This window comes from Geodermatophilus sp. SYSU D00705, assembly GCF_054050135.1.
The window spans coordinates 14,665-27,713 of record NZ_JBJGYT010000034.1 but is presented as its reverse complement, the minus strand read 5'-3'; the positions used below and the strand labels follow the sequence as shown (position 1 = coordinate 27,713).

Below are 13,049 nucleotides of genomic sequence, written 5' to 3'. Positions count from 1 at the left end.
GGGTCGACAGGGAGGTCGTCGTGCCGGGACTCCCCTTCCGTGGCCGCCGCGCGCGGACGGCGGGCGAGATGCCCGACGAGGAGACCCGGGCGCACGTCGCCGGTGCCGCGTCGGCCGCGGCCGCCGAGGTCGAGCCGGCGCCGGCGGTCGTCCCCGACCTGACCTCGGCGGCGTTCTTCGACGTCGACAACACGATGATGATGGGCGCGTCACTGTTCTGGTTCGCCCGCGGGCTGGCCGCCCGCAAGTACTTCCGGGCTCGTGACCTCGCCCAGTTCGTGTGGCAGCAGGCCAAGTTCCGGGTCGCCGGCAACGAGAGCGCCGACGACATGCACACCATCCGGGAGAACGCGCTGGCGTTCGTCGCGGGCCGCCCGGTCGACGAGATCGTCGCGGTGAGCGAGGAGATCTACGACGAGCTCATGGCCGACCGGATCTGGGCCGGCACCCGCGTCCTGGCCCAGAAGCACCTCGACGCCGGTCAGCGCGTGTGGCTGGTCACCGCCACCCCCGTGGAGCTGGCCCGGATCATCGCCCACCGGCTGGGCCTCACCGGCGCCCTGGGCACCGTGGCCGAGGTGGTCGACGGGCAGTACACCGGCCGGCTGGTCGGCGAGTTGATGCACGGGGAGGCGAAGGCCGAGGCGGTGCGGGCCCTGGCCGAGCGGGAGGGCCTGGACCTCACCCGGTGCACCGCCTACAGCGACAGCTCCAACGACCTGCCGATGCTCACCCTGGTCGGGACGGCGGTCGCCGTGAACCCCGACACCGAGCTGCGCGCCGTCGCCCGCTCGAGGGGCTGGGACGTCCGCGACTTCCGGACCGGGCGCAAGGCCGCGAAGATCGGCGTCCCGACGGTGGCCGCCGCCGCGCTCTCCGGCGGCCTGGTCGGCGGGGCGCTGGCCCTCCGCCGCCGCCAGCGCTGGCCCTGGTGACGTGCGGCGCCCGCGCGATCTGTGCACAGACCGTGGGCTCCACTCCCGGCAGATGACGACGGGTGCACAGACCGTGCACCCGGCGGCCGGGCCGGGCGGCCTCAGCCGAAGACGGACCTGCGCTGCAGCAGCAGCTGGTAGATCGATTGCTGGATGGTCTCCCGCACCTGGTCGGTCAGGTTGAACACCAGCATCGGGTCCTCGGCGGCCGCGGGGCCGTAGGAGGCGGTCTCGATCGGCTCCCCGAAGGCGATCAGCCACTTCGAGGGCAGCGGCAGCAGCCCCAGCGGGCCGAGCAGCGGGAAGGTCGGCGTGATCGGGAAGTACGGCAGCCCGAGGAGCCGGGCGACGGTCTTGGCGTTGCCGAGCATCGGGTAGATCTCCTCGGCGCCGACGATGGCGCACGGGATGATCGGCGCGCCGGTGCGCAGTGCCGCCGTGACGAAACCACCCCGGCCGAACCGTTGCAGGGTGTACCGCTCCCGGAACGGCTTGCCGATCCCCTTGAAGCCCTCCGGGAAGACGCCGACCAGCTCGCCGCCGGTCAGCAGGCGCTCGGCGTCCTCGTTGCAGGCCAGCGTGGTGCCCATCTTGCGCGACACGGTGCCGACGAAGGGCATCTCGAAGACCAGGTCGGCACCGAGCAGCCGCAGCCGGCGCCGCGCCGGGTGGTCGTCGTGCAGCGCCACCGTCGTCATCAGCGCGTCGACCGGCAGCGTCCCGGAGTGGTTGGCCACCACCAGCCCACCGCCGGTGTCGGGCACGTTCTCCACCCCGTGGGTCTCCACCCGGAACCAGCGGGAGAACAGCGGGCGCAGCAGCGGCAGCAGCACGTGGTCGGTGAGGTCGGGGTCGAAGCCGAACTCATCGGTCTCGTAGTCGCCGGTCAGCCGGCGGCGGAGGAACTCCAGGCCGCCGGCGACCTGCTCCTCCCAGGTCGGGGACGGCGACCGCGACACGTGCGGATCGTCGTCCTCGGGCCGCAGCGGGATGACCCGTGCCTCAGGCATCGCGCACCGCCCGCAGTCCTGGGGCGGCCGGTACTGGGCGCAGCCGCCGCCCGACCGCGCCGGCCGTCGCGCCCACCCGGTCCACGAGGGCCTCGGTCCGCGAGGTCAGCCCGCCGACGAGGTCCGGCGGCACCACCGGCGGCACCGTGCTGGCGAAGTCCGCGAGAGCCTCGGCCGTCGTGAAGCGCGGGGTGTAGCCGAACTCCTCGCGCAGCACGGTCGTGTCGACCACCCGGCCGAAGTTGAGGAAGCGCATCTGCTCCGGGGAGTAGTCGACGAACCCGAACCGCCGGGTGAGGCGGCCCAGCGAGCCGAGCGTGGGAGAGGGCAGCGGCAGGTGCAGGCGGCCCAACCGGCGGATGGCCTGCGACAGCAGCAGCGTGCCCTCCCCGCCGACGTTGACCGTGCCGTGGAAGTCGCCGGTCGTGGCACGGGCGAGCACGGCCAGGGCGTCGTCCTCGTGCAGCAGCTGCACCCGCGCGTCGTAGCCCAGCGCCGTGGGCACCAGGGGCATGCGCAGGAAGTGCGTGAGCAGTGAGTCGATGCGCGGGCCGATGAAGTTCGTGAACCGCAGCGCGGCCACCGCGACGTCGGGACGGCGGCGGGCGAAGGACCGGACGTAGCCCTCGATGTCGAGGCTGTCCTTGGCGAACCCGCCCGAGGGGACCCGCCGGGCCTGCATGGCCTCGGTGAAGACGGCGGGGTCACGCGACGAGGCGCCGTAGACGGCGCTGGTCGACTTCAGCACGAACCGTTTCACGGACGGCGCCCGCTGACAGGCCGCCAGGAGCTGCATCGTGCCGATGACGTTGAGCTCCTTCATCGGCCCCCGCCCGCCGGAGCCGGCCGGCGTCGAGCTGATGTTCATGTGCACGACCGTGTCGACCGAGGCCGTCGCGATGACCTTGCCGATCAGCGGGTTGCGGATGTCGGCACGCACGAACTCGGTGCGGCCGAGCTGCCGGAGCATCTCCGTCGACGGGGGGACGGTGTCGACCCCGATGACGCGCCCGATGGAGCGGTCGCGAGCGAGCTCGGCCGCCAGCGCACCGCCGAGCCACCGGCTCACACCGGTGACCAGGACGACCGCGGGCGGCACGAGCGTCAGCTCACTTCTTGTTGCGTCGCTGGACGCGGGTCTTCTTCAGCAGCTTGCGGTGCTTCTTCTTCGCCATCCGCTTGCGGCGCTTCTTGATGACCGAACCCATGCCCTGTGCTCCTGGTGTCGTCGCCGCGCGACGTCCAGAGGGGACCAGGGTCCCGTCGGCCGCCGCGCGAGGTGATCAGCTCGTGTGCGACGGCCGGTACTGCATCGACCCGGCGTCGCCCGGCGCCCGAGCGTACCCGGCACCCCCGCGGCGACGCTGCCGCGGGAACGGAGCCGGCACAGCGGGTCCTCCCCGGGAGGGAGGTCCTCTCTCAGGCGATGTCGGTGTAGGCGTCGCGGAGGTAGTCCTGCACGGCACGCTCCGGGACGCGGAAGGACCGGCCGACGCGGACGGCGGAGAGCTCGCCGGCGTGCACGAGGCGGTACACGGTCATCTTGGAGACCCGCATCATGCTGGCGACCTCGGCCACGGTCAGGAAGGTGACCGACGCGCGGGGCGCGGGGACGGCCGGGCGGCCGACGGGCATGGCGGCCGGGTGCGCCGGGGCGATCGGGCGGGCCATCTGGGCGGCGGCCATCGGGCGGCCGACCTGACGCGGGGCCGGGACGCCGGGACGGGCGTAGGCGGTGGCGGTGCGCTGAGGCATGGTCATGACTTCATCTCCGGACCTAGCACGTGTCGGGCGCCGGCTTCCCCACCGACTACGGGACACGCACGTGCTGATACAGAGAGTAGGGGGATGGGTGGGACAGAAGCGATGGAAGAAACGGACATGCGGACCGGTCCGTCCTGGGCAGAACTACACCTATGTCACCAGGTCGACGTGTGTCTGGGCGCGTCGTCGACGACACGTCCGCATCCGGTCACGGATCGTCGACAAATCGCCGTCCCTGAGCGGTAGGGTCACCGATCCTCTGCACGCTGACCGAGCTCGACCGAGCGGGCGTGCGCGGCCTCGATCGCCGCGATGAGCGCCGCGCGCACCCCGTGCCGCTCCAGCTCCCGGATCGCCGCGATCGTCGTCCCCCCGGGGCTCGTGACCGCCTCGCGCAGCTGCACCGGGTGCTCCCCGGAGTCGCGCAGCATCACCGCCGAGCCCAGGGCGGTCTGCACGATGAGGTCCGCGGCCAGCGTCCGCGGCAGACCGAGCAGGATGCCGGCGTCGATCATCGCCTCGACCAGGTAGAAGAAGTAGGCCGGACCGCTGCCGGACAGCGCCGTCACGGCGTCCTGCTGGCTCTCCGGCACCCGGCACACCCGCCCGACCGCGGCCAGGAGCGCCTCCGCCTCGTCCAGGTGCGCCTCGTCGGCGTGCGCACCGGCCGAGAGCACGCACATGCCCTCGTCGACCAGGGCCGGCGTGTTCGGCATGACCCGCACCACCGGCACGCCCTCCGGCAGGGCCGCCTCGATCGTGGACGTCGGGACGCCGGCGGCGACCGAGACCACCAGGTGGTCGGCGTCGACCGCGCCGCCCAGGAGGCCGAGGAGGGTGCCGATGTCCTGCGGCTTGACCGCCAGGAGCAGCACCCGGGCCCGCGCCGCCGCCTCGGTCAGCCCGAGGGTCGGGACGCCGTAGCGCTCGGTCAGCTCCGCGGCCCGCTCGGGGCTGCGCTCGCAGACCACGATGCCGTCGGGCCCGCCGCGACGGACCAGGCCCGACAGCAGCGCCTCCCCGATCTTGCCGCCGCCGATGATCGCCAGGCCCTCGCGCCCGCCCGCGCTCATCGCAGGCCCGCCAGCCGGCGCAGGGTGGCGACCGCGGCCGCCTCCCCCGACGGGACGACGACCCGCACCCCGTACCCGCCGGCGACCAGCCGGCGCTGCTGCTCGGTGCGGACTCTCCACGGCATGACGTACTCCCAGCTGTCCGGTGTTCGCTCGTTCCAGGCGGCCCGCTCGCCGGCGATGGCGACCAGCCGCGGGTCGGGAGTGCCGACCGCGGGGCGCCCGGGCCCCGCCATCAGCACGTTGAGGCAGCGCACGAAGGCCAGGTCGGCCGCGGCGCCGCGCCCGGCGACCAGGCGGACCCGACCGCCGGCCAGGTCGCGGCAGCGCTGCTCGGCGCCGGGGCGGTCCGCGGGGACCACCACGACCGGCGCCGGCAGGTCCGCGGCCAGGGCGTCCACCGCTGCGGTGTCGCCGGCCAGGGCCACGCCGAGCCCCGCGTCGGCGGCGGCGCCCGCCACCGCGGCGGCGCCCGCGGCGCCGAGCCGGTCCACCGGGACGGTGAGCTCGCACCGGCCGGCGATCCCGGCGGCGGCCACCCGCGCGGCGAGCTCCCGGAGCTCGGCGGCGGGGTCGACGGCGTCGGCGGTGGGCCGGTGCTCGAGGGCGACCGCGAACCCCGACGCCGCCAGGTCGGCCGCGGTCGGCACCGGGTCCCCGGACCGCCGGCCGGCTCCGGGACGCGCGTCCGGGCGCCGGCCCAGCAGGCGGCGCACCGGCGAGGGGGTCTGCGAGCTCACGTGCCGAACGTAGTGCGGCCGCGTGTGTCGCCGTCGGGGCCGGGGTAGCGGCGGCCGCATGGCAGGAGAACTGGACGGGATGAAGGTGGCGGTCCTCGCGACCGACGGCGTGGAGCAGGTCGAGCTGGACCGGCCGTGGCAGGCGCTGGAGGAGGCCGGAGCGGAGCCGGAGCTGGTGTCGCTCGAGGCCGGGGAGATCACCGCCTACGACCACATCGACAAGGCCGACACCAAGAAGGTCGACGTCGCCGTGAGCTCCGCCGATCCCGACGAGTACGCGGCGCTGGTGCTGCCCGGCGGTGTCATCAACGGGGACTTCGTCCGTGCCGACGCCGACGCCGTCGCCTTCGTGAAGGCCTTCTTCGAGTCGGGCAAGCCGGTGGCGGCGATCTGCCACGCTCCGTGGGTGCTGGCCGAGGCCGACGTCGTCCGCGGCCGCCGGATGACCTCGTGGCCCTCCCTACAGACCGACCTGCGCAACGCCGGGGCGAAGTGGGTCGACGAGGAGGTCGTCGTCGACGGCAACCTGGTGACCAGCCGCAAGCCCGACGACCTCGACGCGTTCACCGCCGCGATGGTCGAGCAGTTCGCGGCCGGCCCCGACGAGGACGCCGACGACGACTGAGGCAGGCCCCCGCTGGGGAGCGCTCCTCAGCTACCGGAGAGCAGGCCGGCGGCCGGCGCGATGGTCAGCACCGTCCCGGCGAACACCAGGACGCCGACCAGCCGGAAGCCGGCCGGTTCCTTGTCCTGCCGCTGCCGCCACGCCGCCACGCCGGCCACGAGGGCGGCGACGGCCAGCGGCGCGAGCACGACGGCGAGGTAGGGCAGCAGCTCCCACAGCACGGTGAACAGGAAGTAGATGCCGACGCCGGCGGCGAGGGCGACGACGAGCTCGCCGGCGAAGCGCAGCCAGGCCATCGCCCCCTCGCGCGGGCCGAGGGCCTCCTCGTCGAGCAGCGGGGCGTCGTCGTCGGACCGGACGACGGGGATCGGCCCCGTGGAGGGCCCGGCGTCGGCCGGCTTCTGGGCCCGCAGTGACCCGGTGGCCGACGTCGCCGCACCGGGCACGCCGGGCTTCTGCGACGGGCGCAGGCCCGGGATCGCCGCGGTCGAGGGCTCCGGCCGGGCGCGCCGGCGGTCGGGCGTGGGCGTCGGGCGGGCGAGGTCGCTGGTGCGGTCGACGGCGCGGCGGCCGAAGGGGGCGCGCTCACCGCCCCGGCCGGTGTCGGTGGGGCGCTCACCTCCGCTCCCCCGCTGGCGGACGCCGGTGTCGGTGTCGTCCTCCCGGCGCCGCCGGCCCCGCGCCGGGGACTCCAGCCCGGCCTCCCGGAGGATGTCGGCCAGCGGCCGGCCACCGGTCTCCGGGTCCCTGCGGGAGGTGCCCCGATCCCCGGGGGAGGTGGTCACAGCTGCTCCTCCAAGGAGTCCAGTCGCCGCAGGATGACGCCCTCCCGCAGTGCCCACGGGCAGATCCGGACGGACGGTACGTCGAGCGCCCGCATCGCCGCGCGCGCCACGACGGCACCGGCGGGGACCTGGTGGGCGCGGTCGGGGGACACGCCCTGCAGCTCGGCCAGTGCCGCGGACTCGATGCGGGAGACGAACCCGATCAGCTGGACCAGCCCGTCGAGGGTGAGCTGCCGCGGCGCGCGCAGCCCGGCGGAGTACGGCGCCGCGCCGGTCAGCCGGGCCAGCGTGCGGAACGTCTTGCTGGTCGCGGCCACCAGGTCCGGCGGGCCGCCGGCCAGCAGTTTCTTGGCCGCGGGCCGGATCAGGTCGGCGGCGTACGCGTCGAGCTCCTCGAGGGCGCGCAGGTCGGGGCGGCCGCCGGTGCGCGCCTCGGGCAGGTGGCGGCGGGTCATGCGGCCGGCACCCAGCGGCAGGGACAGTGCCACGTCGGGGTCCTCGTCGAACCCGCTGGCCAGCTCCAGCGACCCGCCTCCGATGTCGAGCACGAGCAGCCGGCCGGCGCTCCACCCGAACCACCGGCGGACGGCGAGGAAGGTCAGCCGGGCCTCCTCCTCACCGCTGGTCACCTGCAGGTCCACGCCGGTCCGCTGCCGGACCCGGGCCAGCACCTCCAGGCCGTTGTCCGCCTCGCGGATCGCCGAGGTCACCAGCGCCAGGAGCTCCTCGCAGCCCCGCTCCTCGGCCTGGTCGCAGGCCTTGCGCACCGCCTTGACCAGCGCCTTCTCCCCCTCCTTGGACAGGAGGTTGTCGGGGCCGACGTGCTCGGCCAGGCGCAGGACCTCGCGGTCGTCGTGCATGGGGGTCGGGTGCGCGCCCCTGTGCGCGTCCACCACCAGCAGGTGCACGGTGTTCGATCCGACGTCCAGCACCCCGAGCCGCATGCGGTCAGTCTGCCGGTCGCGGCTCGGGCGGGCTGATCCGGTCGGCAGTCGGCCCCTCGGTCGGCGCCGGGCGGCCTGCGCGGCGACGGCGCCCGGCGTCCGCGCCGCGGCTCCTACGCTGGCCGGGTGCAGGACGTCCCTCCCGAGGTGCCGCTGGACTTCACCCGCGAGTGGGTCGAGTTCCCCGACCCCGCCGACCCCGCCCACCTCGTCCGCGCCGACCTCACCTGGCTGACGTCGGCCTGGACGTGTGTGTTCGGCCGCGGCTGCGCCGGGGTCGTCGAGGGCCGGCCGGACGACGGCTGCTGCAGCCACGGCGCCTTCTTCACCGACGAGGACGACCTGGCCCGGGTGACCGCCGCCGTGGCCGACCTCACCGACGAGGACTGGCAGCTCGCCCCCGTCGGCCGCGGCGCCTGGACCGAGGAGGACTGGGCTGAGGAGGGGCAAGCCCCCGAGGACGGCGGCGTCCGCTCCCTGCGCACCCGGCGCGTCGACGGCGCCTGCGTGTTCCTCAACCGGCCGGGGTTCCCCGGTGGCACCGGCTGCGCGCTGCACCGCATGGCGCTCCGGGAGGACCTGCACCCGCTGCTCACCAAGCCCGACGTCTGCTGGCAGCTGCCCGTGCGCCGCGAGCAGGAGGAGGTGGAGCGGCCCGACGGCACGAAGGTCCTCGTCTCCAGCATCGGTGAGTTCGACCGGCGCGGCTGGGGCCCCGGCGGGCACGACCTGCACTGGTGGTGCACCGGTTCCCCCGCCGCGCACGTCTCCCCCGAGCCGCTGGTGCTCACCTACGCCGCGGAGCTGACCGCGCTCCTCGGCGGCCCCGCGTACGAGGAGCTGCGCCGGCTCACCGAGGCCCGGCTGGACGCCGGCCTGGTCGCCCCGCACCCGGCGAGCCCGGCACCGGTCCCCGTCGTGCTGCACCGGCGCCGCCCCGGGGCGGACCACCCGGACGGGGTGCGGCAGGCCTGACCTCCGGCGCCCCGCCACTACCCTCGTCCGGTACGGGTCGACGAGCGGACGGCGGGGACTGTGATCGAGGAGCGCGCGGCCGCGGGCCCTCCGGCGGCCGGGAAGCGGCTCCGCGGCGGGGCCGTGGGGCCGGACTCCGTCCGCCCGGACAACGCCTTCCTCGTCCTGGTCCGCATCCCCGTCTTCCGCCGCCTGTGGGCGGCGATCACCCTCTCCAGCCTCGGCGACTGGCTGGGGCTGCTGGCGACCACGGCGATGGCGCAGCAGCTCACCCGCGAGGAGTCGCTGGCGGTGCAGGGCGCGGCGATCTCCGGCGTCATCCTCACCCGCCTGCTCCCCGACCTGCTGCTGGGCCCGCTCGCCGGGGCGCTTGCCGACCGGCTGGACCGGCGGACCACCGTCATCGTGGGCGAGCTGCTGGCGCTCGCGCTCTACCTGTCCATCGCCGTCACCTACGAGCTGACCTGGCTCTACGTGGCCCAGTTCCTCGTGGAGGCGGTCGGGTTGTTCACCAACCCGGCCAAGCAGGCGATGTGGATGGCGATCGTGCCCCGCGAGCGGCTGGCCGTGGCCAACCAGATCTCGCTGTTCTCCGTCTACGGCGCCGTCCCGGTGGCCGCGCTGGTGTTCGCGCTGCTGTCGACCGCCAGCCGCCTGCTCGGCGAGAGCGAGGGCAGCCAGGCCCGGACCGCGATCGTGGTCGCACTGGTCTTCAACGCCGCGACCTTCGGCGTCAGCTCCCTGACCGTGCTGCTCTCCCGCAGGCTGATCCCCGGGACGCCGGTGGACCGGGACGGCGGGCAGCGCAACGTCTTCTCCCTCGTGGTGGAGGGCGTGTCCTTCCTGCGCGGGCAGCCGGTGATGCGGGCGCTCTACGTCGGCGTCATCGGGGCCTTCGGAGCCGGCGGGCTGATCATCGGCGTCGCCCAGCTGTACGTCGCCACGCTGGACGCGGGGACGGCGGGCTACTCCGTCGTCTTCGGCGTGGTGTTCACCGGCCTGGCGATCGGCATGCTGGCCGGGCCGCGCATCCTGCCCACGGTGCCGCGCCGGGTCCTGTTCGCCCGGTCGATCGGCCTGGCCGGGCTGGCGCTGCTGGCGATGTCGGTGCTGCGGGAGTTCGTGCTGGCCACCGGCGTGGCCTTCCTGGTCGGCCTGTTCGCCGGCGTCAGCTGGATCATCGGCTACACGCTGATCGGCTTCGAGGTCGAGGACCGGCTGCGCGGCCGCGTCTACGCCTTCCTCGTCTCCTCGGTCCGCATCGTCCTGCTGCTGGCCGTGGCGGTCGGCCCGGGTCTGGCGGGGCTGCTGGGCAGCCACGACGTCCGCCTCGGTGGCCTGGTGTTCAGCCCCACCGGCCCCGGGCTCACCCTGATGGTCGGCGGCCTGATCGCGCTCCTGGTGAGCGCGTACGCCACCCGGCAGGTCTCGCCCGGCCGCTCCCGCACGCGGTTCCGCGACGTGCTGCGGCTGCTGTGGGGCCGGTCGGACCTGCTGTCGGCCTCGGCCAGCAGCGTCGGGCTCTTCGTGGTGGTCGAGGGCGCCGACCGCGACCTCACCCACCGGTACGCCGGGGACCTCGCCGCGGTGCTGCGCGAGAACGGCCGCCCGGTGCTGGTCACCTCCGAGCCGAGCGACACCCAGCTGGGCCGCAAGGTGCGCGGCGTGCTGTTCCCGCCGGGCCCGGGCACCGGCACCGGGTTCCCGCCCACCGAGCCCGTCCCGGACGACGACGACCGCGCGGTCGGCCCGCACACGGCGGCACTGCTGGCGGCGGCCGACCGCGCCCAGCACGTGGCGACGGTGATCCGGCCGGCCCTGGAGCGCAACCAGGTGGTGGTGAACACCCACTACGTGGACACCTCCGTCGCCTTCCACGGCGCCGGGCAGGGGCTCGACGGCGACCGCATCTTCCGCACCTCGCTGTGGGCCACCCGCGGGCTCCTGCCGGACCTGACCGTGGTCGTGGACGCCCCGGTCACCTCGGCACCCGACGGCGCCGACCCGGAGGCGGTGCGCCGGGCGTTCCTGGCCCTGGCCGACGCCGCGCCCGACCGCTACGTCGTCGTCCCCGGTGAGCTGCTCGCGCCCGGCGAGGACGGCAGCCTGGTGTCGGCGGCGGTCCGGGAGCGGGTCGCCTCGCTGCTCGCGCTGCGCTACCCGGCCGCCGCCGAGGGCGGCTCCGGTGCGGCCGACCCGCCCGTCGGCGCGGCGGCTCCCGCCTCCCCGGGCCCGGCGGAGGGCTCCGTAGGCTGACCCGGTGAGTGAGCTGGCGACGTGGACGGCGCAGGACACCGAGGACGTCGTCTGCTGTCTGTGCGGAGTGCCCGGCACGCTGGTCCACGACGTCGCGCCGTTCGGCGTGGTGCGCTGCCCGCAGTGCGCGCTGGTGTTCATCAGCCCGCGGCTGCGCCCGGAGGCCCTGCAGCGGCTCTACGACGACGCCGGCTACTTCGAGGGCGGGGTCTACGGCAGCGCGCTCACCGGCGACGACGGCGCCGACGCCGGGCGCTTCTCCCCCGCCATGCTGCTGCAGCGCACCTGGACCGCGGGCCGGCTGCGGCTCATCGAGCGCGAGCACGGCGGCGCCTCCACCGGCGGCCGGCTGCTGGAGGTCGGCGCGGGCTACGGCCTGTTCCTGGCCGCGGCGCGCGACGCGGGCTGGCGCACGGCAGGCGTGGAGCTCTCCCGCACCGGCGCGGCGCACGCCCGCGACACCCTCGGGCTCGACGTGTTCTGCGGTCAGGTCGAGGACGCCCCGCTGACCCCCGGGTTCGACGTCGTGTGCGCCTGGGACACCGTCGAGCACGTGCCCGACCCGCTGGCCTTCTGGCGGACGGCGCGCTCGCTGGTGGCCGACGACGGCGTCGTCCTGTTCTCCACGCCGTACTACTCGTCCCTGCCGGCCCGGCTGCTGGGCACCCGTTGGTGGACGCTCAAGCCGACCGAGCACATCTGGCACTTCACCCCGCGCACGCACGCACTGCTCCTGGCCCGGGCGGGGTTCGCGCTCACCGAGGTGATCCGCAGCCCGCTGGCCCCCGCCAACGCCACCCGCCTGGACTCGCTGGTCGGCGTCGCCCGCCCCATCCCCGGCGCCTGAGCGCACGCGACGCTCTCACGCCTCGGGTGGGGTGCGGCCCCGTGCAGGGGCCCGCCGGGAGCTCGCGAGTGGCGGGGGGCACGGGGTCCTTCCTCAGGCGGCGCGGTCGTCGTCCCCCACGAGGGCCGCGGCCCGGAAGGTCTGCCGGTAGGCCCGCGGTGAGACGCCCCGGCGGCGGCCGAACTGCTCGCGCAGCCCCGCGGCGGTGCCGAAGCCGACCAGCCGCGCGATCTCCTCGACCGGGGCGTCGCTGTTCTCCAGCAGCTCCTCCGCGGCGGCCAGCCGCTGGCCGAGCAGCCAGGCGTGCGGGGTGGTGCCGGTGGTGGCCTTGAAGCGGCGGGCGAAGCTGCGCGGGCTCATCAGTGCCCGCCGCGCCAGCACCTCGACGCTGATCTCCTCGGCGAGGTGCGCCGACGCCCACTCCAGGACGGCACCGAGCAGGTCGTCCTCGCACGCGGGGACGGGGGCGTCGATGAACTGCGCCTGCCCGCCGTCGCGGTGCGGCGGGACCACCATCTCGCGGGCCAGCGCGTTGGCCGCGGCCGCGCCCCACTCCCGGCGGACGACGTGCAGCAGGGTGTCCACCCCGGCCGCGGTGCCCGCCCCGGTGATGATCTGGCCGTTGTCGACGTAGAGCACCATCGGGTCGACCTGCACCGCCGGGTAGCGCGCGGCGAGCTCGCCGGCGTACTTCCAGTGCGTGGTGGCCCGCTGCCCGTCGAGCAGCCCGGCCGCGGCCAGCACGAACGCCCCGGTGCACTGGCTGACGATCAGCGCGCCGTTGGCGTGCGCGGCGCGGAAGGCGTCGAGCAGCTGCGGCGTGGGCACGCGGCTGAACAGCTCCCACGCGGTGATCGTCACGATGTCGGAGGCGGCCAGCCGCTCGAGGCCGTGCTCGACGGTGATCGGGATGCCGGTGTCGGTGCGGACGACGCCCGGCTGCTCGGTGACCAGGCCGAAGTCGAAGCGGGGCAGGCCCATCTCGCGGCGGTCGTAGCCGAACACCTCGGCGGCGACGCCGAGCCCGAAGCTGCCCACGAGACCGTCGGCGACGACGGTGCTCACGACGAGGGGACGGTCGCTTCCTGCCATGCC

14 protein-coding genes are annotated in these 13,049 nt (G+C 75.2%); 5 read left to right on the top strand and 9 right to left on the bottom strand.

Going from position 1 to position 13,049, the window contains the following annotated elements; all coding sequences use genetic code 11:
* The first annotated feature begins 20 nt into the window (after positions 1-20).
* Positions 21-935 carry an HAD family hydrolase gene (locus ACI78Q_RS19970; RefSeq protein WP_456925189.1) on the top strand — a complete coding sequence of 305 codons (915 nt, stop codon included), beginning with the start codon at positions 21-23 and terminating at the stop codon, positions 933-935.
* Positions 936-1,036: 101 nt separating this feature from the next.
* Here ACI78Q_RS19970 and ACI78Q_RS19965 read toward each other — a convergent pair whose 3' ends face one another.
* From ACI78Q_RS19965 to ACI78Q_RS19940, 6 genes are all read right to left on the bottom strand, one after another.
* On the bottom strand, positions 1,037-1,945 hold the full coding sequence (locus ACI78Q_RS19965; protein WP_456925188.1) for a lysophospholipid acyltransferase family protein: 909 nt from the start codon (positions 1,943-1,945) through the stop codon (positions 1,037-1,039).
* The gene (locus ACI78Q_RS19960; protein WP_456925187.1) at positions 1,938-3,044 is read right to left on the bottom strand and encodes an NAD-dependent epimerase/dehydratase family protein; all 1,107 of its coding nucleotides are present in this window, start codon (positions 3,042-3,044) and stop codon (positions 1,938-1,940) included. The genes ACI78Q_RS19965 and ACI78Q_RS19960 overlap by 8 nt, the downstream gene beginning before the upstream one ends.
* A 10-nt stretch (positions 3,045-3,054) precedes the next feature.
* The gene (locus tag ACI78Q_RS19955; protein ID WP_012854759.1) at positions 3,055-3,153 is read right to left on the bottom strand and encodes a 30S ribosomal protein bS22; all 99 of its coding nucleotides are present in this window, start codon (positions 3,151-3,153) and stop codon (positions 3,055-3,057) included.
* A 211-nt stretch (positions 3,154-3,364) separates the two neighbouring features.
* Positions 3,365-3,706, bottom strand: a complete 342-nt coding sequence (locus ACI78Q_RS19950) for a helix-turn-helix domain-containing protein (RefSeq protein WP_456925186.1) — start codon at positions 3,704-3,706, stop codon at positions 3,365-3,367.
* Positions 3,707-3,957: 251 nt separating this feature from the next.
* Positions 3,958-4,782, bottom strand: coding sequence for a pyrroline-5-carboxylate reductase (gene proC, locus ACI78Q_RS19945; protein WP_456925185.1), 825 nt, complete (start codon positions 4,780-4,782; stop codon positions 3,958-3,960).
* Complete coding sequence (locus ACI78Q_RS19940; RefSeq protein WP_456925184.1) at positions 4,779-5,522, bottom strand: hypothetical protein; 744 nt, start codon at positions 5,520-5,522, stop codon at positions 4,779-4,781. Before ACI78Q_RS19940 ends, proC begins: the two co-directional genes overlap by 4 nt.
* Positions 5,523-5,580: 58 nt before the next feature.
* On the opposite strand from ACI78Q_RS19940, the gene ACI78Q_RS19935 reads away from it, so the two are divergent.
* A complete protein-coding gene (locus ACI78Q_RS19935) occupies positions 5,581-6,147 on the top strand; it encodes a type 1 glutamine amidotransferase domain-containing protein (RefSeq protein WP_456925183.1) in 567 nt (188 codons plus the stop codon).
* Positions 6,148-6,173: 26 nt separating this feature from the next.
* On the opposite strand, the gene ACI78Q_RS19930 is transcribed toward ACI78Q_RS19935, so the two are convergent.
* The gene (locus ACI78Q_RS19930) at positions 6,174-6,932 is read right to left on the bottom strand and encodes a hypothetical protein (RefSeq protein WP_456925182.1); all 759 of its coding nucleotides are present in this window, start codon (positions 6,930-6,932) and stop codon (positions 6,174-6,176) included.
* Positions 6,929-7,876, bottom strand: coding sequence for a Ppx/GppA phosphatase family protein (locus ACI78Q_RS19925; RefSeq protein WP_456925181.1), 948 nt, complete (start codon positions 7,874-7,876; stop codon positions 6,929-6,931). Before ACI78Q_RS19925 ends, ACI78Q_RS19930 begins: the two co-directional genes overlap by 4 nt.
* Positions 7,877-8,002: 126 nt before the next feature.
* Here ACI78Q_RS19925 and ACI78Q_RS19920 point away from each other — a divergent pair, with 126 nt between their 5' ends.
* From ACI78Q_RS19920 to ACI78Q_RS19910, 3 genes are all read left to right on the top strand, one after another.
* Complete coding sequence (locus ACI78Q_RS19920; protein WP_456925179.1) at positions 8,003-8,851, top strand: hypothetical protein; 849 nt, start codon at positions 8,003-8,005, stop codon at positions 8,849-8,851.
* 123 nt (positions 8,852-8,974) lie between these two features.
* The gene (locus ACI78Q_RS19915) at positions 8,975-11,107 is read left to right on the top strand and encodes a bifunctional MFS transporter/dTMP kinase (RefSeq protein ID WP_456925178.1); all 2,133 of its coding nucleotides are present in this window, start codon (positions 8,975-8,977) and stop codon (positions 11,105-11,107) included.
* Positions 11,108-11,111: 4 nt separating this feature from the next.
* Complete coding sequence (locus ACI78Q_RS19910) at positions 11,112-11,954, top strand: class I SAM-dependent methyltransferase (protein ID WP_456925177.1); 843 nt, start codon at positions 11,112-11,114, stop codon at positions 11,952-11,954.
* Between the two features lie 93 nt (positions 11,955-12,047).
* Here the strand turns inward: ACI78Q_RS19910 and ACI78Q_RS19905 are convergent, their stop codons facing one another.
* A complete protein-coding gene (locus ACI78Q_RS19905; protein ID WP_456925176.1) occupies positions 12,048-13,046 on the bottom strand; it encodes a helix-turn-helix domain-containing protein in 999 nt (332 codons plus the stop codon).
* Positions 13,047-13,049: the final 3 nt, after the last annotated feature.